The sequence below is a fragment of the Sphingobacterium sp. WM genome, assembly GCF_029542465.1.
GTDB classification, from domain to species: domain Bacteria; phylum Bacteroidota; class Bacteroidia; order Sphingobacteriales; family Sphingobacteriaceae; genus Sphingobacterium; species Sphingobacterium cellulitidis.
This window is the reverse complement of sequence record NZ_CP120709.1, coordinates 3,811,954-3,833,093: the sequence shown is the minus strand read 5'-3', so window position 1 is coordinate 3,833,093 and position 21,140 is coordinate 3,811,954. Positions and strand designations below refer to the sequence as shown.

The following is a 21,140-nucleotide window of genomic DNA, read 5'->3' as shown; positions in this document are numbered from 1 at the left end:
AGAATGTACAATAACGAAGAGCTTACTGCATTAGCAGATTTTTATAAAGATCAATTGGTCAATGATACGGTTCCTTTTTGGTTTCCGAGATCATTTGATCATGAGTATGGCGGGTACCTATTAATGCGAGACCAAGATGGTTCGTTGATTGATACCGATAAGGCCGTTTGGATTCAAGGTCGTGCATGTTGGTTGCTTTCTACTCTTTACAACACAGTGGAGCCACGCGAAGAATGGTTGGCAGGTGCGCGTTTGGGCTATGAATTCTTAAAAAATAAATGCTTTAATGCAGAAGGGAAAATGTATTTCCATGTGGATCAGGAAGGCAATCCCATCCGTATGCGCCGTTATTTTTTCTCGGAAACCTTTGCTGTCATTGCCAGTGCTGCTTATGCAAAGGCTTCGGGTGATGAGGAAGCTGCTCAGTTGGCTCGTGATCTGTATGGGATTTGTTTGGAGTATGCCAGTGCTGAACGGAAAATGGAACCAAAATTTGAGAAAACTCGACCAAGCCGTGGAATAGGTATTCCAATGATTATGTGCAATACAGCCCAACAACTTCGGGAGACTATTGGGGACCCTCGATGTGATGAGGCAATTGCAAATTGGATTCAAGAGATAGAGCAGTATTTTGTGAAGGATGATATCCGCTGTGTGATGGAGCAAGTAGCTCCTGATGGCAGTATCATCGATCATATTGATGGACGGACGCTCAATCCTGGTCATGCTATTGAAGGAGCTTGGTTTATTCTCCATGAAGCTGTTCATAGAAATATGGATGAGAAATTGATCAACCTAGGATTACGGATGTTAGACTATATGTGGGAAAGAGGTTGGGACAAGGAATTTGGGGGTATTCTGTATTTTAGGGATGTTTATAATAAACCTGTTCAAGAGTATTGGCAAGATATGAAATTTTGGTGGCCGCAGAATGAAGCAATTATTGCAACCTTATTGGCTTATTTGATAACTAAGGATGAGAAATATGCTACAATGCATAAGTTGATCCATAAATATGCCTATTCTCATTTCCATGATAAAGAACATGGAGAATGGTTTGGTTATTTACATAGGGACGGGGGAAGAGCCCAGTCTGCTAAAGGGAATCTATTTAAAGGGCCTTTCCACTTGCCTAGACAAGAATGGTACTGTTGGTCTATTATCAACCAATTTAAGAACAAGGATAACCATGAATAGAATAGCTCAATATATTTTATTGTGTATCAGCTTTTTTGCTGTGAATAACCTGAGCGCTCAGGATGCTTTGATTCCAATGCCTCAAAATATACAGTGGTCGAAAGATAAACTGGACTTGTCTAAGGGGGTGCGTCTTGAAATTGGCAAAACAATTGAAAAGAATGAGGTTAATCTTTTAAGAAGTATTCTTCAAGAGCATTCTCTAGACATTAAAGAAAGGAGCAAAGGTCCAACCATTTCCTTGAATACTGTTTCAAGCCTAGAAAACATAGTTTCAGATGAAGGATATGAATTGAATATCGATTCTAAAGGTATCTATATTCAAGCCTTAGCTAGTAAAGGGATTTTCTATGCCCTTCAGACTTTAAGGCAAATGGACTATCATGATAAGCAAGTAGCCTTAGTGAACATAAAAGATCAACCTTCTTATTCCTTTAGAGGATTTTTGCTGGATGTGGGAAGGAATTACCAACCTATGTCCATGTTGAAGGAGCAGATCGATGTGATGGCAATGTATAAGCTCAATGTTCTGCATTTCCATTTTACCGTGGATATTGCCTGGCGTTTGGAAAGTAAAAAATATCCAGGGCTTACTGCTGCAGAGAACATGACCCGTTGGGCTGGGAAACATTATACGGTTGCTGAGTTTCAGGAGTTGATCGATTATTGTAGAGATAGGCATATCTTATTCTTGCCTGAGATTGACATGCCGGGGCATTCTGCTGCTTTTGAGCGGTTCTTTAAAGTCAATATGCAGAGTGAAGAAGGCATTGTTTACATCAAGGAACTGCTTAAGGAATTTGCAGATACCTTCCCAACTTTGAAGCATTTGCATATTGGAGGTGATGAAGTAAAGATTAGTAATAAGCAGTTTATGCCTGAAATCACAAAATATGTAGAATCCTTTGGCTTCAAAACATATGGTTGGGATCCGGGAAGTAATCTTGAGTCTTCCACTGTCCGTCAAATGTGGATGGGTGGTCCAAAAGCAATTGATCCAAATGCCAAACTTCAGTATTTAGATTCCAAGCATCTTTATATCAACCATATGGACCCTTTAGAGACGGTGACAACTTTGTTTTTCAGGAGGTTTGCAGAACAAGAAAAGGAAAGTTCACAATTGCCAGGAGCTATACTCTGTTCATGGCCAGACCGTGCAGTTGAAAAACCAGAAGACATGTTTCTTCAAAGTGCATTCTATCCAGGGATGATAACATTTGCTGAAAGAATATGGCGCGGTGGAGGTGAATTAGGATGGAAAGCCTTTTTACCTGATAGAAAATCGGAATCTTTTAGGCAGTTTGCTGATTTTGAAAAAAGGCTATTATCACATAAATCTAAATATTTTGCTAATCTACCATTTCCATATCAGCAACAAACTGAAATGTTTTGGGATATGATTGGTCCATATGATAATGCAGGCGATTTAACGAAGGGTTTTGCTATTGAAAAAGATCCTTTTGGAGAGCATTACCCCGTTTATAAGAACCAAGTAGGGGGGACCATTGTCTTAAGGCATTGGTGGGCAGACATTATTCCGGGAGTTATTGATGCTCCTAAACCCAACAGTACATTTTATGCGAGATCTAGGATCTGGACAGATAAAGCGGAGGAGAAGGCTTTTTGGATAGGTTTTGCAAACCTTTCCCGATCTTATGGCAGTGATTCACCAGCAGAAGGAGCTTGGGATGATCTGCACAGCCAGGTATTTGTAAATGGGGAGAAGATTCCTGCTCCAAAATGGAAACATCCAGGACAGAAAGGTGGTCTGGAATTGCCATTGACCGATGAAGGTTATTCTTTTAGGGAGCCAACTAAGATCCAGTTGAAAGAAGGTTGGAACGATATATTAATCAAATTGCCAGTCGGAGATTTTAAGGGTAAAGATTGGCAGAATCCGGTGAAATGGATGTTTACATTTATCCCTTATCAATAGAAATCAATACACACTATATATGAAAAAACTATTTTTATCAGTATTTGCCGCATGCTTATTGTCAGCAGTTTCAGCTCAGGAAACAGTTGTTTTTCGCTCTGGGGAGGATGGTTATGCTAGCTATCGTATTCCTGCACTTATTAAAAATAAAAATGGCGACTTAATCGCATTCTCTGAGGGTCGAGTAGATCATGCCGGTGATTATGGCAACGTAGATATTGTTTATAAGATCAGTAAAGACCAAGGCAAAACTTGGGGGAAGTTGAATGTTGCAGCCGATTATGATAAGCTGCAGGCAGGAAATGTTGCACCAGTAGTAGATTTAATGGATCCTGCTTATCCGGCCGGAAGGATATTTCTTTTCTATAATACCGGAAATAATCACGAAGGAGAAGTAAGGAAAGGCAAAGGATTACGTGAAGTATGGTACATAACTTCAACTGATGGCGCAAAGACCTGGTCCGAACCAGTGAATATCACGACCCAGACTCATAGGCCAAACCAGCCGGAGGCTAATTCTGCTTATACCTTTACAGAAGATTGGAGAACTTATGCCAATACTCCTGGACATGGATTTCAATTTGTTTCAGGACCTAAGAAGGGTAGGATTTATATCGCAGCGAACCATAGTGCCGGGGATCCTAATTCTCAAGGAAAGGATTGGAATGCACATGCTTTCTATTCAGATGACCATGGTAAAACATTTCAGTTGAGCCAAAATGTTCCTTATCCAGGAACTAATGAGTCTACAGCTGCTCAGGTTGGGGAAAATGAGGTGTATATGAGCTCCCGAAATCAGCAATTAAATCCTAAACAACGTGTTATTTCGATATCTAATGATGGCGGAGAAACTTGGCAGAGTTCAGCTCCAGACTCAAATTTGCCCGATCCTATAAACCAAGGTGCAGTTTTATCATGGAAGAAGGGAAAGAATTTCATTCTAGCGCATATTAATGCTGCTGATGAGAAAAATAGAGATAACCTAACTTTAAAACTTTCAAAGGATAAAGGCAAGACTTGGTATTTTACAAAACTGATTGCTAAGTCGCCTGAAGGTTATAAAGGGGCATATTCGGCCTATTCGGATATAGTCTTGATGAAACCTAAGCTAGTTGGTATCCTGTATGAAAAGGATAATTATAAAGACATCGTTTTTCTAACAGAAAAAATTAAATAGAGGTAAACCCTAAGTCTAATAAGCTTAGGGTTTTCTTTTTTAATCCCTTAATTCTCAGAAAATTCCTGTAAATTTAAATTTATCTACTTGTTTAACCTGTTTAAACTCAATCAAATTATGTTTCTGAAAAGTGTGGTCTATATAAAAACATTGATCTGTGTGCCTGCAGTTCGCAATTCAATGCTCATGTCTATTTTATTGCTGTCGGCTTCAGTTCTTGATTCCTGTGCAAGGAAAAATTCGGTGCTAACTACTTCATCTAGTCATATTTATCAGAACCCGGTTTTTGAACCAGTCCTCGCAGACCCTACGGTTATCCAAGATCCAAAAACGAAACTGTTCTATGCGTATGGCACTCAGGATAATTGGGATGATGGAAAAGGATCTCGCCTTGTGCCCATCCTTGAATCAAAGGATATGGTAAATTGGTCCTATGTTGGGCCAGCATTTCAAACGAAACCAAGTTGGAAGGAAGCCGGAGGAATATGGGCTCCCGATATTAATTTAGTTGATGGCAAATATTACCTTTATTATTCTTTTTCTACCTGGGGTGATAAAAATCCCGGATTAGGTCTGGCGATCTCTGATTCGCCCAAAGGACCATTTATTGATCAAGGAAAATTATTGGATTCCAAATCTGCTAATGTTCCAAATTCTATTGATCCCTTTTATATTGAAGAGAAAGGTAAAAAATATATTTTTTGGGGCAGTTTCTCAGATTCTCCCGAACAAGGAACATTTGCTTTGGAATTAACAGCAAATGGAAAAAATGTGCTAAATGGTCAAAAACATAAAATTGCCGCCGGTGATTTTGAAGCCGTTACTATCTTTAAAAAGAATGGATATTTTTATTTTCTAGGTTCAAAGGGGAGTTGTTGTGAAGGAGCTAATAGTAAATACCATGTATTAACAGCTCGCTCAAAAAACCTATTGGGTCCCTATCTAGATAAAGAAGGGCGTGATATTAAAGAAAGAAATTACGGCACTCTGGTTTTGGAGGGTTCAGATTCTATTGTTGGACCTGGTCATACCTCTGGAGTTATTACAGATAAAAAAGGGAAAGACTGGATATTATATCATGCAATTGATAAAAATAATGGTAAACTCAAAAATGGGACTAGTAGAAGGATGTTGATGTTGGATCCAATAAATTGGAAAGAGGGTTGGCCGTTGATTGGTTCGGGGAAACCGGAAAAAAATAACCTTCAAAAACCTATTATTTAATTTTTAGAAATGAACATACGATTTTTACTATTAGGTTTACTTTTCTTGTTCGGCATAGAAAGCATGGCACAAGAATTACCAGGAAACCCATTGTCAGTTGCATTGGGGGATCCATACATCATTTATGATGATCAGAGTGACCTCTATTACTTATATGGCACAGGTGGAACCAAGAATGGTTTTGTTGTTTATTCTTCAAAGGATTTGAAGGATTGGAAAAATGAAGGTGTAATCTATAATAACCAACAAGAAAAGTCATGGGGGACCAAAGATTTTTGGGCTCCAGAGGTTTATAAATGGGATAATAAGTTCTATTTATTTTACAGCGCCCATTGGAAAGAAAACCCAAATAATGAATTAGAAAACTATAAGATTGGGGTCGCTGTTGCAGATCAACCAACAGGACCATTTATGGATATAGATTCAGTGCCTTTATTTGATCCCGGCTACCCAATTATAGATGCGAATGTATATGTTGCTGATAATGGTAAGAAATTTCTCTATTACTCTAGGTGTTGTTACAAACATCCTGTTAAGTCAGAAATTGCAACTTGGGCAAAAAAGAATGGAATTTATGATGAGATAGAAGAAAGCTGGGTCTATGGAATTGAACTGAAATCTGATTTAAGTGGGGTTATTGGAAAGCCAAAATTATTGCTAAGGCCTCCTGTGAAAATGAATGACAAACAAGCAGAATGGGAAAGTAGGTCTGTCAACAATAAGGAGATTAATCGTCGCTGGACTGAAGGATCATATTTATTTAAACATAATGATCTGTACTACATGATGTATTCAGCTAATCATTATGCTGGGCCATTTTATGCTGTAGGTTATGCCACTGCAAAGAGCCCATTGGGTCCTTTTGTAAAATCCGAGTTTAATCCCGTTTTGCAAAAAAATACAGAAAGTGGAGGAGATGTAACAGGAACTGGCCATAACTCAATTTTTGTTGGTAAAGATGGTAAAATGTATTGTGTCTATCATGGTAGGACAACCAAAACAGAAAATGATAGAGTTGTTTTCATCGATCCTATTGAAATTGATTCTAAGGGTGTGTTAAAAGTACACGGACCCACTACAATTAATTGATGGAATTTGTATATTAGGTGAACTAATATAAACGCAACCTATGCCTAATTTTGCAATTAACGACGTGCCACACAGGCGTTTGAACCTCTTAACAGGCGAAAGTATTCTAGTTTCACCGCATAGGAGCAAGCGTCCATGGCAAGGTCAAGTAGAAGATTTGCCAGCAGATAATCGACCTCAATATGATCCTACCTGTTATTTATGCCCTGGAAATTCAAGAGCCGATGGAAGCGTAAATCCTGATTATAAGGATAGTTTTGTTTTTGTAAATGATTTTTCAGCTTTATTGAAAGATTCAGAAGAAGGGGAAATAAATGAGGAAGGTTTGTTGGTTGCTGAAACTGAACGAGGGATTTGTAAAGTAATAGCCTTTACACCTAGACATGATTTAACATTGCCCGAAATGGATATTCCTTCAATCAAAAATCTAGTTGATGTATGGCAAAATGAATTTATTTCCCTTTCTCAAAATGATTGGATAAAATACATCCAGATCTTTGAGAATAAAGGAGCAATTATGGGATGTAGTAACCCACATCCACATGGACAGATTTGGGCTGAAAGTAAAATCCCAATGGAAATCCAAAAAGAAGAAAAGCAACAAAAGGAATATTTTGAAAAAAATAAAAGATCCCTTCTTACTGATTACATAGCCCTTGAATTGAAGAAAAATGAAAGGATTATTGTTGATAATGAATATTTTGTTGCCCTAGTTCCTTTCTGGGCAGCATGGCCTTTCGAAACGTTAGTCATCAGTAAAAGACAAGTAAAGGACATCAGAGAATTTACCGAAGATGAAAAATTAGACCTAGCCAAAACTCTTCAAGAATTAACAATCCGTTACGATAATATTTTTTCCACTTCATTTCCATATTCTGCAGGAATGCATCAAGCGCCTGTAAACTCCAATGATCAAGATTTTTGGCATTGGCATATGCATTTTTATCCGCCATTATTGCGGTCGTCAACCGTGAAAAAGTTTATGGTTGGTTATGAAATGCTAGCCAATCCCCAAAGGGATATTACAGCAGAAAAAGCTGCGGAAATAATTAGAAATCAACCTACAACACATTATAAAGGAAATATCAAATGATTGATAAACATCAGATTAGTATTCGGTTTAAAGAATTGTATGGATCTGAGCCTACATTAATTTCGAAATCCCCGGGGCGAATTAATATTATCGGAGAACATACTGATTATAACGAGGGATTTGTTCTCCCTACTGCCATAGACAAGGCAGTTTATGTAGCCCTTTCTAAACGTGATGATTCTGAAATTCATCTTTTTGCTGAAGATTTTAATGAAAGCTTTAGCATTGACTTGAAAGATATAAAACCTACTGAAAAAGGTTGGCCGAACTATATTTTAGGCGTTGTTAACCAGATATTATCAAGAGGATTGAAGATTTCAGGTTTTAACCTGTATATAGATGGAGATATTCCCGTAGGTGCCGGACTTTCCTCCTCTGCTGCGGTAGAATGTGCAACTGGCTTTGGATTGAATGCCTTGTTCGACTTAGGGTTAGACAAAGTAAGCATAGCCAAAATAGGACAATTGGCAGAACATACTTATGCAGGAGTGAAATGTGGAATTATGGATCAATTCGCTTCAGTTTTAAGTAAAGAAAATCATGTGGTTCGCTTAGATTGTCGTGATTTGAGTTATACCTATGTACCCTTGGAATTAGGAGACTACGAAATTGTATTACTGAATACCAATGTTAAGCATTCTCTTGCTTCATCTGCTTATAATGATAGAAGGCATTCTTGTGAAAGAGCAGTTTCATTGGTTCAGGAAAAATATAAAGATGTCAATAGTTTAAGAGATGTAACCTTGGATATGCTTGTAGAATTGGTGAAACCTGTTGATGAAGACAGTTTTGTTAAGGCAAAATTCGTTGTTGAAGAAAATAAGAGACTTGAAAAAGCATGTTCAGCAATGGAAAGTGGCGATATAGCAGAAATGGGAAAGCAAATGTTTCAAGCACATAAAGGATTAAGTCAAGAATACGAAGTTAGCTGTAAAGAACTAGACTTCCTTGTCGATAAGGCAAAAGCCTTTCCTGAAGTTTTAGGTGCGAGGATGATGGGAGGTGGCTTCGGTGGTTGTACCATTAATATTGTGAAAAAGGGCTTTGGTCATGAATTAGTTGAGGCATTGGCTCCAGCTTATAAAAATGAATTTAATCTCGAATTAACGCCAATATTTGTAAAAACTGATAATGGCTCAGAATTAGTATATTAGAATCAATTATAAACAGAAAATGAAAAGATCAATTTTTAAACTAATGCTTGCCTTAGGCTTGTTGGCAGTTGTTGGCTGTCAGCAAAATTCTAAGCAGGAAAGCAGTCAAACCGCAGATTCTAGCATAAATAATACGCTTACTTTGGATTCAAATACTTTTACAGGTGATATTGATGGAAAAGTAGCAAAATTATATATGTTGAAGAATTCTTCGGGATCCAAAGCATACTTCACCAATTTCGGTGCCCGAGTAGTTTCACTTCAGGTTCCTGATAAAAATGGTACTTTGACTGATGTAGTTTTAGGCTTCAATAAAGCTTCTGACTATAATAACCCTAAAGAACCCTTCTTCGGGCCTATTGTTGGTCCATTTGGAAACCGAATTGCCAAAGGAAAATTTAGTTTAGATGGAGAGACTTTCACTTTACCAACTAATAATGGCCCTAATACCTTACATGGTGGCTTAAAAGGTGTGCATTTTGCAAATTGGGAGGTTAAATCTGCAAATGATAAGGCAATTACATTTGCTTATACTCTACCTGATAAGCAAGAAGGATTCCCAGGTCCAATCCATATGGAGGTAACCTATAGTTTGTCTGATAATAATGAACTTGGAATTTCGTATAAAGCGACTGCAGATAAAGCGACTGTAATTAATTTAACCAATCACGCATATTTCAATTTAAATGGGGAGGGAAGTGGTACTATCACTGATCATAGTTTACAACTGTATGCAGATAGGTTTACGCCAGTGGATAGCACTTTAATTCCAACGGGAGAATTAAAAGATGTAAAAGGGACTCCATTTGATTTCACTGTTCCTAAGGCTATTGGAAAGGAAATTGAAAACGATGATGAACAATTGAAATTTGGTAAAGGATATGACCACAATTGGGTGCTGAATGGAACTAAAGTTGATGGATTAAATCATGCTGCTACTTTAACGGGTGATAAATCAGGAATAGTAATGGATGTATATACCGAAGAGCCTGGTATCCAGTTTTATAGTGGTAATTTTATGGCTGAGAATGTAACGCTTAAGGGTGGAGTGAAAGATAGCTTCCGTACGGGTTTATGTTTAGAAACCCAACATTTCCCAGATTCCCCTAATCAACCGAGCTTCCCTACAACGAAGTTGAAACCTGGAGATACCTATACAAGCAAATCAATTTATAAGTTTACCGCTAAATAAAACCAATGGAAATCAAAGACTATATTGTATTCCTGTGTTACTTCGTCATTGTTGCAGGATATGGACTTTACATTTATTACAAAAAGAAATCTGCTTCCGGAGATTCTAAAGATTACTTCTTAGCGGAGGGGTCTTTAACTTGGTGGGCAATTGGAGCCTCTTTAATTGCCTCCAATATTTCTGCTGAGCAATTCATCGGAATGAGCGGATCTGGCTTTAAGATAGGTCTGGCAATTGCCACCTATGAATGGATGGCGGCAGTGACCTTAGTTGTCGTCGCGATATTCTTCCTTCCGGTATATCTTAAGAACAAGATATTTACCATGCCACAGTTTTTAAGTCAACGATATAATGGTACTGTAGCCATGATTATGGCTGTATTCTGGTTGTTATTATATATCGTTGTTAACTTGACCTCAATCTTATTCTTAGGAGCATTGGCAGTATCTAGTATTTCGGGATTGGACTTTCAGGCCTGTATGATTGGATTAGCCGTGTTTGCCATCTTTATCACCCTTGGTGGTATGAAAGTAATTGGTTACACCGATGTTATTCAAGTATTCTTCTTAATCTTAGGAGGTTTGGCTACAACCTATCTGGCTTTGAATTTAGTATCAGACCATTTCGGCGGAACTGGTGTACTGGACGGATTTGGAATCGTACATAATAAGGCTCAAGACCATTTCCATATGATTTTGAAACCTGATAATCCTAATTATATTGACCTTCCAGGCCTTTCAGTATTGATTGGTGGTATGTGGGTTATTAACTTAAATTATTGGGGTTGTAATCAATACATCACACAACGAGCATTAGGAGCAGATCTTCCAACAGCTAGAAATGGATTATTGTTCGCTGCTGGATTAAAATTATTAATGCCTCTAATTGTTGTATTGCCAGGTATTGCTGCCTTTGTACTCTATAATGATGGATTGTTTCAACAAGAGATGTTAGCTGGAGGGGAATTGAATCCGGATAGAGCCTATCCTGTATTATTGAACCTTTTACCAACTGGATTAAAAGGCTTATCCTTTGCAGCATTAACCGCTGCCGTAGTGGCTTCCTTAGCTGGAAAAGCAAACTCGGTTGCCACAATTTTCACCTTGGATATTTATAAAAAAATCTTTGATAAGGATGCTACTGAAAAGAAATTAGTAAATGTGGGTAAAATCACCATTATTGTTTCCATGATCTTAGCCATTATAATAGCACCTTACCTTGGAATTGATAAAAAAGGAGGATTCCAATATATCCAAGAATATACTGGATTTGTATCTCCTGGGGTATTTGCTATGTTTTTACTAGGTTTCTTCTGGAAGAAAACAACTTCCAATGCAGCCTTATTTGCAACAATAGGTGGATTTATCCTTTCCATTCTGTTGAAAGCCTTACCTAATTACATGGATCTTTCTTTCTTGGCTTCAACTGGTTTTTCAATACCTGTTGATGGCGTATATGAAATTCCATTTATTGACCGTATTGGCTTTGTCTTTATCTTCTGTGTTATTGGTATGTATATTATCAGTATGTATGAACATAAAAAAGGAGTTGTTACCAAAGGACTTGAAATTGATGCTACAATGTTCAAGACTAAAACAGGCTTTGCAGTTGGTGCCTTATTAATAATAGGTATTACTGCCGCATTATATACCATTTTCTGGTAAATAGAAAAGCTAGAAGGGTTAATTTACCCTTCTAGCTTTATTTTTTTCTCATCCTGAATCCCCAAATTATGAAAGGTTTATTTATCTGTTCCTTAGGGCTGTTGTTCTCTACACATCTCTTAGGACAATCTCCTTCTCAAAAGATTTTCCCGATTAATTTTTCTAAAGTTGCTATTGAAGATAATTTTTGGTCTCCTCAACTGGAAAAAGTTGCTACCTCTACTATTGATGCTTGTGTAAGTTATACTGAGGAAAAAACTGGTCGCATTAGAAATTTTGAAAAGGTTGCTAAAGGATCTGGTCAACATGAAGGGATTTATTATGATGATTCCGATGTTTATAAAGCTATCGAAGCAATAGCCTATTCCCTAAAGAATTATCCAAATCAGGAATTGGAAGCCAATACCGATCAATGGATTGATAAAATAGCCGCAGCTCAACAGCCTGATGGTTATTTGAACACCTATTATACTTTAAATGGACTCGAGAATCGTTGGAAAGATATGGAGCGGCATGAGGATTATTGTGCAGGTCATTTGATTGAAGCAGGCATTGCCTATTACAATACAACGGGTAAGGATAAACTTTTGAAAGTTGCAATTAAGTTTGCTGATCATATTGATAACTATTTTCGAATCCCCAATAAGCCTTGGGTAACTGGACATGAAGGAATTGAATTGGCTTTGATGAAATTATATCATCAAACAAATGAAAAACGATATTTACAGCTGGCAGATTGGTTTGTAGAGCAACGTGGTAAAGGTCATGGTGTTGGAAAGATATGGGATGAATGGAAAGCTCCTGAATATGCTCAGGATGATATTCCAGTACGTGATCAAAGAAAAATAACAGGTCATGCCGTCCGAGCGATGTATTTATATAGCGGAGTGGCGGATATTGCTTCTGAAACAAAAGATGTTGGTTATGTAAAAACAATGGATGCAATATGGGACGATGTAGTAAATAAACATTATTATATCACTGGTGGCATCGGGGCTCAAGGCTCCAATGAGGGCTTCGGAAAACCCTATGACCTCCCAAATGAATCTGCCTATTGCGAAACTTGTGCCTCGGTGGGTATGGTATTCTGGAACCAAAGAATGAATATGCTTTCCGCTCAATCGAAATATATCGATGTATTGGAAAGAACTTTGTACAATGCTGCAATAGATGGCATCAGTTTAACTGGAAACCGATTCTTCTATGGAAATCCTTTAGCTTCTGACGGGAATTATGAACGTAGTGAATGGTTTGGAACAGCTTGTTGTCCCTCTAATATTGCTAGACTAGTTTCTTCCTTAGGATCATATATTTACAGTCGCTCTGCAACAGATCTATATGTCAATTTATTTGTAGGTAGTGAAACTACAGTGGACCTGAATAAAAATGAAGTTTTTGTAAAACAATCAGGGAATTACCCTTGGAATGGAAATGTGTCTATTGAGATTAACCTTAAAAAAGCAAAAGCATTTGCTGTATTTCTTAGAATTCCAGGATGGTTAAAAGAACCAGTTCCAGGTTCATTGTACCACTATAAAAATAACAAAACCAATAATTATACAGTTACTGTAAATGGAAAACCAATCAAAGCTGCCCTTATTGATGGCTATTTAAAAATCAATAGAAAGTGGAAAAAAGGAGATAAAATCGATTTGAATATGGATATGGAAGTCCAAAGGATTGTCTCCTCGGATGCTATGAAGGCGAATAAAAATCGTGTTGCACTGCAATATGGTCCTATAGTTTACGCCGTTGAAGATATTGATAACCCTAATGCTAAAGATGGTTTAATTATCCCTGAAAACACGGAATTCAAGGTGAGTTATAAACCAGATTTATTGGGAGGAACAAATGTGATTCAATTTAGAGCTCCAATCATTTCTAATAACCTTCAGGAAGATAAAGAAATCACTGCGATTCCTTATTTTCTTTGGAATAATAGGGGTAAAAGTAAAATGCAGGTCTGGATACCAGAAGAAATCACAGATATAGGTAGGAACAAATAATATTCATAAACAAACATGCTTCGAGAGTTTCGAAGCATGTTTGTTTTAAGAGATTCTTCACTCAGTATGTTGTAATCCTTTTAGCGCATTGTCAAAATCTGCGATCAAATCGTCAATATGTTCAATTCCAACCGATATTCTTAGCATTCCTGTCGTAATTCCAGAAGTTGATTTTTGGGACTTATCATGGTGGCTCCCCCACATACTTGCAGGATGGACAACCAGAGATTCAACCCCACCTAGACTTGCTGCATTTGCAAAAATCTTTAATTTATTTAGAACTGATTGAGCATTCTTATAAGCTACATCTTCATTGTCACCAATAACCTCAATACATAACATCCCTGTTCCACCACGCATCTGTTTTTGGATGAGATCATATTGTGGATGTGATTTTAAACCAACATAAGCAACATGTTTGATGGCTGGATGATTCTCAAAAAACTCAGCTAATGTCAAAGCATTTTGGTTAATTTGATTCACCCGCATTGATAAAGTTTTTAATCCTCTCAGCAATAACCAGGAATCAAATGGACTAAGTGAACCTCCCAGCATCAAGGATCTTTTCCAAACTTTCTCAATATAATCTTTTGTCCCACAAACAACTCCAGCAGTAAGATCACTATGGCCGCCTAGATATTTTGTGGCTGAATGTACAATGACATCAATTCCAAAATCCTTAGGGTTTTGGTTCATCGGTGAAGCAAAAGTATTATCTGCCATGGTCGTCAAATTATATTTCCTACTAAGGCTTCCAATAAATTGTAAGTCGGTTACATCAAGATTTGGATTGGAAGGTGTCTCTACATAAATAAGTCTTGTGTTCTCTTTAATTGCATTCTCAAATGCCGCATTATCCTTTTGATCAACATGGGTTACTTCTACAGCATACTCCGTTAAAAAGTTCTTGAAGAAGAGCATTGCTCCTGAGTATAAAGAATTTTGCGTGATAATATGATCACCAGCTTTAACCACTGATAATATCGCTGTACTGATCGCAGCCATTCCAGTTGCAAATACCAAAGCATCCTCAGTTTTTTCTAAGCTTGCAACAATTGCCGCAACCTGAGAATTTGTTGGATTACCATGTCGATGATAGAAATTCGGGTTCTTCGTTTCCGTGGCAGCAATAATATATTCATGCAAATCCGCATCTGCAAAGTAGGTGGATGTTTGATAAATAGGGGTCACAACAGCTTTGCTGTTGTTGAATTCATGGCCTTTATGGATCAGGTCGGTTTCTAAATGAGACATATCAGGTTGTTTTAATAAAATAAAGGACTGAAAATTAAAAAAATAAGTTGTAAATCCTTAATTTCAGCATCGAAATAATTAAATGTAATAAATCCTAATTAACCTCATATACTATGAAAAAAATGCTTGCCATCTTGGCTTGTTTTATTTCTACACTTACCTTCGGACAAATTAAATCACCAGCTGAATTCCTGGGATATCAGGTCGGATCAAAAGTGACACCTCATTGGAAAGTATTGGAGTACTATCAATATCTGGCCAATCAGGTGCCTAATCAAATAAAAATGGAATCCTATGGTGAAACAACTGAAGGAAGGCCTCTTCGGGTTTTTTACATTTCCTCAGCCCAAAACATCGGAAATCTAGAAAATATCCGGACGAATAATTTAAAATTAGCTCATGCCTTAGAAGGTGAAGGAAATAGTAGCAGCCCTGCAATCGTGTGGATAAGTAATAATATCCATGGTAACGAGACTTCTTCCATTGAAGCATCCATGATGACATTATTCGAATTAGTTAATCCCAACAACTCTAAAAGTAAAACTTGGCTAGAAAATACCCTGGTAATTATTGATCCATGTTTAAATCCGGATGGAACAGAACGTTATAATAATTGGTATAATTCTGTAGTTGGAGTAAAATATAACCCTGAATTGTATGCTAGAGAACATCGTGAACCATGGCCGGGAGGACGATATAATCATTACTACTTCGATATGAATAGAGATTGGGCTTGGCAAACCCAACGTGAGAGCACTTTAAGAGCCGTAATTTATAATAAATGGTTGCCACATATTCATGTTGACTTCCATGAACAAGGAATTAATTCTCCTTATTATTTCCCCCCAGCTGCCGAGCCTCTACATGAAGTGATAACTCCATGGCAACGTGAGTTTCAAACCACAATTGGAAAGCATAATGCTAAATATTTTGATTCAAAAGGCTGGTTATATTTTACTAAAGAACGCTTCGATTTGTTCTACCCTTCATATGGAGATACCTATCCAATTTACTCGGGTGCCATTGGTATGACCTTTGAAAAAGCAGGAAATGGATCAGCTGGTTTAGGGGTTTATACAGATGATAAAGATACTTTAACCTTAGTAGATCGTGCTATTCAACATCATGCATCAGGATTGAATGTCATTGAAATAGTTTCTCAAAATGCCGCAAAAGTGGTCTCAGAGTTTAAAAAATTTGGAGATGAAGCCGCTTCAGGTAAATTGTCATCTTTCCAAAGCTATATCATTAAATATGATAATTCACGAGATAAAAGTATTCGCGCCTTATTAGAACTATTGGATAAGAATAAAATCAACTATTATTCTTCTTCTGGATCAGTGAAAGGCATGGATTATTTCTCCAAAAAAGAACAAAATCATTCACTTACAGATAAAGACGTTGTCATTCCTGGGAATCAATCGAAAGCAGCATTGATTAGAGTGTTATTTGAGCCTGAAGCAAAACTTACAGATTCAGTTACTTACGATATAACAGCTTGGTCTTTGCCTTATGTATATGGATTGCCAGCAATTGCTAGTCAATCTAAAATCTCAAATCTAAATCCTTATCAATTAGAAAAAATTAATAATACAACAGGCTCTAATTTTGGATATGCTATAAAATGGGATGGCTTTACATCCGCAAAATTATTAGCTGCCCTACTCCGCAATAAAATCACAGTAAAGGTATCGGATCAAAGTTTTAAGATAGGTTCTGAAGATTTTCCGAAAGGATCTATTCTGGTGATGAAGAACGGCAATAAGCAGACTAATACTGAAAAAATATTGAAAGAGGAAGCTGATAGGCTTCAAGTAAAGACCTATGCTATAGCATCTGGAATTGTAGAAGGCGGCAAGGATTTAGGTAGTTCTGATGTTAAGACCATCAAAGCTCCTAAGGTAATGATGATGGCGGGAGAAGGAATTCGTGCAACTAATGTAGGTGAGGTATGGCATTATTTTGATCAGCAATTAGAATATCCTATTGTATTAATTAATCCTACTGACTTTTCAAGGGTAGAGTGGGATGAAATTGATGTGTTTATTATGCCTAATGGTAGTTATTCCTTTTTGAAAGATAAGACACAAAGTGATGAATTTTTTAATTGGATAAAAAAAGGAGGAAAGGTAATTGCTTTGGAAAGTGCTGTTAGTCAATTGGCTGGTCAAACTTGGTCAGGCTTAAAAACTGTGAAGCAAGATAGCTCCTCTAAAACCAAACCTAGTCCGTTGAAAAAATATGGAGACAGAGAACGTGGAGCATTGGAAAATTATACTGCCGGCGCTATTTTTAGGGTAACATTTGATGCTTCCCACCCGTTGATGTTTGGGGTAAAAGATTATTTTACCTTAAAGCAAGATGAAAACTTATTTCAATACTTCGAACCTGGCAAAGGTTGGAATGTTGGATATATTACAGAAAACTCAAAAATGAGCGGTTTTGTCGGTCATAGCTTGGCAAAAAAATTAAAGAATGGATTGGTCTTTGGAACCGAAAATATTGGAAGAGGATCAGTTATTTACCTGACAGATAATGTGCTTTTCAGAAACTTCTGGGAAAGTGGTAAATTGATTATGGCCAATGCAACCTTCTTTGGAATAGAATAAATACCCAATTCTGGGGATTGATTTCAGTCCTAATGCTTATTAATTTTGATAATAAGTATTAGGACTTTTTTTATGCAGAGAAATATATCAGTAAATAAAAAGAAATCGAGGCGAATACGTCATTATATAAAGTTTTTCTTATGTTATTTTGTGTTTTTATACAATACAGCCATTAGACCCCAATATTAGATTAACGCATTTGTTTCAATAACTCAATAGCATATTCTATACTATTGACATTATTGATAGCAATTCTTAATTGACCTTTTACCTCTTTCATATTTGAATTGCTCGAATGCTGTTGGACAAAGGTTAATACCTTCCCAAAACTATCTGACTGATAATAACTGGACTTCGGATTATTAACAAAATAGCCCTTTAAAACATGCTTCTTGTAGGATATCTTCTCCAAGCCAATTTCTTTCCCAAGCCATTGTAGTCTAAGGGTATTAAACAATTCAAATACTTGTTCAGGAATGGGACCAAATCTATCAATTAATTCCTTTTCGAATTTTTGTAGTTGTCCCTCATCCTTTAACTTCGAAATATCGTTATATAGGTTATATCGCTCCGGAACATTGGTCACATATTCATCGGGAATCATGACCTCAAGGTCAGTGTCAATTTGTGTGAAGGTCACATATTTTCTGTTTTCCTCATCAGCGAATAACTCTCCAAATTCATCATCTTTTAACTCCTGAACCGCTTCATCGAGGATTTTATTATACATTTCAAAACCTATCTCAGCGATGAAACCGGATTGTTCTGCTCCTAATAAATTTCCAGATCCACGAATATCTAAATCACGCATGGCTACATTGAATCCAGATCCTAATTCAGAGAATTCCTCAATAGCAGAGAGACGTTTATAGGCCTCACTCGTCAGGGTAGATAATGGCGGACTTAGTAAATAACAGAAGGCCTTCTTGTTGGATCGACCAACACGTCCACGCATTTGGTGCAAATCACTTAATCCAAACATATGTGCCTGATTAATAATGATCGTATTTGCATTTGGAATGTCTAACCCTGCTTCAATAATAGTAGTAGCAATTAACACATCATATTCATGGTTAATAAACTTTAACATTACATCTTCTAGGTCATCACCTTCCAATTGACCATGCGCAATCCCAACTCTAACTCCAGGAACCAATTTTCGAATTAACATCCCTAATTGTGGAAGGTCAGCGACCCGATTGTGGATAAAGAAAACTTGACCCCCACGATCAACCTCAAAGCTAACTGCTTCTTTGATCAGGTTCTCATTGAAAACATGAAGTTCCGTTTGAACAGGTTGTCTGTTGGGTGGCGGAGTTGAAATAATACTCAAATCTCTCGCGCCCATTAGGGAAAAGTGTAATGTTCTTGGAATAGGTGTGGCTGTTAATGTTAAGGAGTCTACATTTGCTCGCATTACTTTTAATTTCTCCTTAACAGAAACCCCAAACTTTTGCTCCTCATCAATGATCATCAAGCCTAAGTCCTTAAACTTAACATCTTTACTTACCAACCGATGAGTTCCGATAATAATGTCGATTTTCCCCTCTTGGAGCCTTTTAAGGGTGTCCTTAATTTGTTTGGAAGTCTTGAAACGATTGATGTAGTCAATATTTACTGGCATCCCTTTTAAACGTTCAGAAAAGGTTCTGAAATGTTGAAGGGCTAAGATCGTCGTAGGAACTAATACCGCAACTTGCTTGCTGTCCGCCACGGCCTTAAAAGCAGCTCGAATCGCAACTTCTGTCTTGCCAAATCCCACATCTCCACAGACTAATCGATCCATTGGATGCGGTGACTCCATGTCTTTCTTAAAGTCTGCAGTAGCTTTTTCTTGATCAGGGGTGTCTTCATAAATAAATGAAGCCTCTAATTCTCGCTGTAAATATGTGTCAGGACTAAAAGCATTACCTGTCTGAGCCTTACGCTTCGCATAAAGCATAATCAAATCACGGGCAATATCCTTTACTTTTTTCTTTGTGGTTTTCTTTAGTTTTTCCCAAGCATCTGTTCCTAGTTTATTCATTTTAGGAACTGTACCCTCTTTTCCAGAGTATTTGGAAATTCTATTCAAGGAGTTGATATTGACATACAATAAATCATTGTCGGCATAAACCAACCTGATCATCTCCTGACTTTTTCCATTGACATCAACTTTCTCCAATCCCGCATACTTTCCAACTCCATGGTCAATATGGGTGATATAATCTCCCGGTTTAAGCTCACTTAACTCCTTTAAGGTAATCGCCTGTGAGCGTTCATAACCCTTTCGACGCTTATATTTATAATATCGATCAAAGATTTGATGGTCAGTATAACAAGCCACTTTAAGCTTATCATCCCTAAAACCTTCTCGTAAAGCCTTGTAAATAGGAGTAAAGGTGACAGTGTTGTCCAAATCCTCTAGAATAGCATAAATCCTTTCAATTTGCTTGGTAGAATCCGAAAAAATGTAATTATGTATCGCATGTTTTTCGTTTTCATTGAAATTGTGGATTAGCAAATTGAAATCCTTATTGAATGAGGGTTGAGGATGAGTATCAAAACTAAGTTCCAGATCCGGCTTATAGAAAAATTGTTTTCCAAATTCTACAAGCGGATACTCAAAAAGCATGGCGCTGAAGTTTTTATCATCCGTAAAAGTAAATCTGGGATCTACCCAATCAGGATTATCCTTAATATCTTTCTCAGTTAAGGCTTTCCAATATTTGGATGCCTTTTTATACCCCTCGCTAATAATGTCTAATGTGAATTGCACATCCTTGATCCATATAACAGAATCTTTATCGATGTATTCTAAAAGAGAGATATGATTGTTGGTCAAAAATTTCGCTTGAACATTCGGTACAATAGTAACCGAATTTATCTTATTCACAGAAAGCTGTGATTCAATATCAAAGGTTCGGATACTCTCAATTTCATCCCCAAAAAACTCAATCCTATACGGTAAATCATTCGAGAATGAAAAAATGTCCACAATACCACCACGGATGGCAAATTGTCCCGGTTCATAAACAAAATCTACTCGCTCAAAATCATATTCATAGAGAAACTCATTTATGAAATCAATGCTTAATTTTATGCCAACCCGAATTTCTAACGTGTTTTTCTCAAGATCTTGTTTATTGATTACTTTCTCTGCTATAGCCTCTGGATAGGTTACCACAATTTTTGGTAATTCTGAATTCCGATTTAAGGAACTCAACGTTTCAGCACGCTGTAGTACATTCGCACTATCCAATATCGTGAAATCAAATGCTTTTCGATAAGAGGAAGGGAAAAACAATATTTGAGTATCAAATAAACTCTCTAAATCGCTCAAGAAATACGATGCATCCTCATGAGTAGGCAAAATAAATACGTTTAATTTTTTCTCCTCTGCATAACAAGCAGCAGCAAACATAGCATCTGATGAACCTACTAATCCTTTTAAATGAATTTTTGGTTTCCCATCTTGAATACTGTTGCTAAAGCGCTTGACTTGTTCGGATTGGATGTATTTATTTAATATTTCTTGGATATTCACGTTAGTATATTTTTGCAAA

13 protein-coding genes are annotated in these 21,140 nt (G+C 37.1%); 11 read left to right on the top strand and 2 right to left on the bottom strand.

The features are described from left to right. The first annotated feature begins 3 nt into the window (after nt 1–3). The 10 genes from PZ892_RS16285 (at nt 4) to PZ892_RS16240 (ending at nt 13,732) form a co-directional block, all read left to right on the top strand. On the top strand, nt 4–1,197 hold the full coding sequence (locus PZ892_RS16285) for an AGE family epimerase/isomerase (protein ID WP_182499164.1): 1,194 nt from the start codon (nt 4–6) through the stop codon (nt 1,195–1,197). Then, entirely contained in the window at nt 1,190–3,133 is a 1,944-nt protein-coding gene (locus PZ892_RS16280; protein WP_277711557.1) for a family 20 glycosylhydrolase, read from the top strand. Before PZ892_RS16285 ends, PZ892_RS16280 begins: the two co-directional genes overlap by 8 nt. A gap of 19 nt (nt 3,134–3,152) precedes the next feature. Next, complete coding sequence (locus tag PZ892_RS16275; protein WP_182499162.1) at nt 3,153–4,310, top strand: sialidase family protein; 1,158 nt, start codon at nt 3,153–3,155, stop codon at nt 4,308–4,310. A 117-nt stretch (nt 4,311–4,427) separates the two neighbouring features. Then, entirely contained in the window at nt 4,428–5,534 is a 1,107-nt protein-coding gene (locus PZ892_RS16270; protein WP_229678321.1) for a family 43 glycosylhydrolase, read from the top strand. A 9-nt stretch (nt 5,535–5,543) separates the two neighbouring features. Beyond that, nucleotides 5,544–6,623, top strand: a complete 1,080-nt coding sequence (locus PZ892_RS16265; RefSeq protein ID WP_277711556.1) for a glycoside hydrolase family 43 protein — start codon at nt 5,544–5,546, stop codon at nt 6,621–6,623. Nucleotides 6,624–6,663: 40 nt separating this feature from the next. After that, entirely contained in the window at nt 6,664–7,716 is a 1,053-nt protein-coding gene (locus PZ892_RS16260) for a UDP-glucose--hexose-1-phosphate uridylyltransferase (RefSeq protein ID WP_094280715.1), read from the top strand. Further along, a complete protein-coding gene (galK, locus tag PZ892_RS16255; protein ID WP_277711555.1) occupies nt 7,713–8,870 on the top strand; it encodes a galactokinase in 1,158 nt (385 codons plus the stop codon). Before PZ892_RS16260 ends, galK begins: the two co-directional genes overlap by 4 nt. Nucleotides 8,871–8,889: 19 nt before the next feature. Further along, nucleotides 8,890–10,062 (top strand): galactose-1-epimerase, encoded by a 1,173-nt coding sequence (locus PZ892_RS16250; protein WP_277711554.1) that lies wholly within the window; start codon nt 8,890–8,892, stop codon nt 10,060–10,062. Nucleotides 10,063–10,067: 5 nt separating this feature from the next. Then, nucleotides 10,068–11,726, top strand: coding sequence for a sodium/sugar symporter (locus PZ892_RS16245; RefSeq protein ID WP_094280713.1), 1,659 nt, complete (start codon nt 10,068–10,070; stop codon nt 11,724–11,726). Nucleotides 11,727–11,794: 68 nt separating this feature from the next. Then, nucleotides 11,795–13,732 carry a beta-L-arabinofuranosidase domain-containing protein gene (locus PZ892_RS16240; RefSeq protein ID WP_182499156.1) on the top strand — a complete coding sequence of 646 codons (1,938 nt, stop codon included), beginning with the start codon at nt 11,795–11,797 and terminating at the stop codon, nt 13,730–13,732. A gap of 57 nt (nt 13,733–13,789) precedes the next feature. Here the strand turns inward: PZ892_RS16240 and PZ892_RS16235 are convergent, their stop codons facing one another. Next, complete coding sequence (locus PZ892_RS16235; RefSeq protein ID WP_277711553.1) at nt 13,790–14,986, bottom strand: aminotransferase class I/II-fold pyridoxal phosphate-dependent enzyme; 1,197 nt, start codon at nt 14,984–14,986, stop codon at nt 13,790–13,792. 113 nt (nt 14,987–15,099) lie between these two features. Between PZ892_RS16235 and PZ892_RS16230 the strand changes: the two genes are divergently transcribed. Next, the gene (locus tag PZ892_RS16230; RefSeq protein WP_277711552.1) at nt 15,100–17,595 is read left to right on the top strand and encodes a M14 metallopeptidase family protein; all 2,496 of its coding nucleotides are present in this window, start codon (nt 15,100–15,102) and stop codon (nt 17,593–17,595) included. 190 nt (nt 17,596–17,785) lie between these two features. On the opposite strand, the gene mfd is transcribed toward PZ892_RS16230, so the two are convergent. Next, nucleotides 17,786–21,121: a transcription-repair coupling factor gene (mfd, locus tag PZ892_RS16225; RefSeq protein WP_277711551.1), complete on the bottom strand. Its 3,336-nt coding sequence runs from the start codon at nt 21,119–21,121 to the stop codon at nt 17,786–17,788. Nucleotides 21,122–21,140 lie beyond the last annotated feature (19 nt).

Bases quoted from the DNA above. Each gene is read 5' to 3' on its own strand.
- PZ892_RS16285 (WP_182499164.1), top strand. From the start codon at position 4: ATGTACAATAACGAAGAGCTTACTGCATTAGCAGATTTTTATAAAGAT.
- PZ892_RS16280 (WP_277711557.1), top strand. From the start codon at position 1,190: ATGAATAGAATAGCTCAATATATTTTATTGTGTATCAGCTTTTTTGCT.
- PZ892_RS16275 (WP_182499162.1), top strand. From the start codon at position 3,153: ATGAAAAAACTATTTTTATCAGTATTTGCCGCATGCTTATTGTCAGCA.
- PZ892_RS16270 (WP_229678321.1), top strand. From the start codon at position 4,428: ATGTTTCTGAAAAGTGTGGTCTATATAAAAACATTGATCTGTGTGCCT.
- PZ892_RS16265 (WP_277711556.1), top strand. From the start codon at position 5,544: ATGAACATACGATTTTTACTATTAGGTTTACTTTTCTTGTTCGGCATA.
- PZ892_RS16260 (WP_094280715.1), top strand. From the start codon at position 6,664: ATGCCTAATTTTGCAATTAACGACGTGCCACACAGGCGTTTGAACCTC.
- galK (WP_277711555.1), top strand. From the start codon at position 7,713: ATGATTGATAAACATCAGATTAGTATTCGGTTTAAAGAATTGTATGGA.
- PZ892_RS16250 (WP_277711554.1), top strand. From the start codon at position 8,890: ATGAAAAGATCAATTTTTAAACTAATGCTTGCCTTAGGCTTGTTGGCA.
- PZ892_RS16245 (WP_094280713.1), top strand. From the start codon at position 10,068: ATGGAAATCAAAGACTATATTGTATTCCTGTGTTACTTCGTCATTGTT.
- PZ892_RS16240 (WP_182499156.1), top strand. From the start codon at position 11,795: ATGAAAGGTTTATTTATCTGTTCCTTAGGGCTGTTGTTCTCTACACAT.
- PZ892_RS16235 (WP_277711553.1), bottom strand. From the start codon at position 14,986: ATGTCTCATTTAGAAACCGACCTGATCCATAAAGGCCATGAATTCAAC.
- PZ892_RS16230 (WP_277711552.1), top strand. From the start codon at position 15,100: ATGAAAAAAATGCTTGCCATCTTGGCTTGTTTTATTTCTACACTTACC.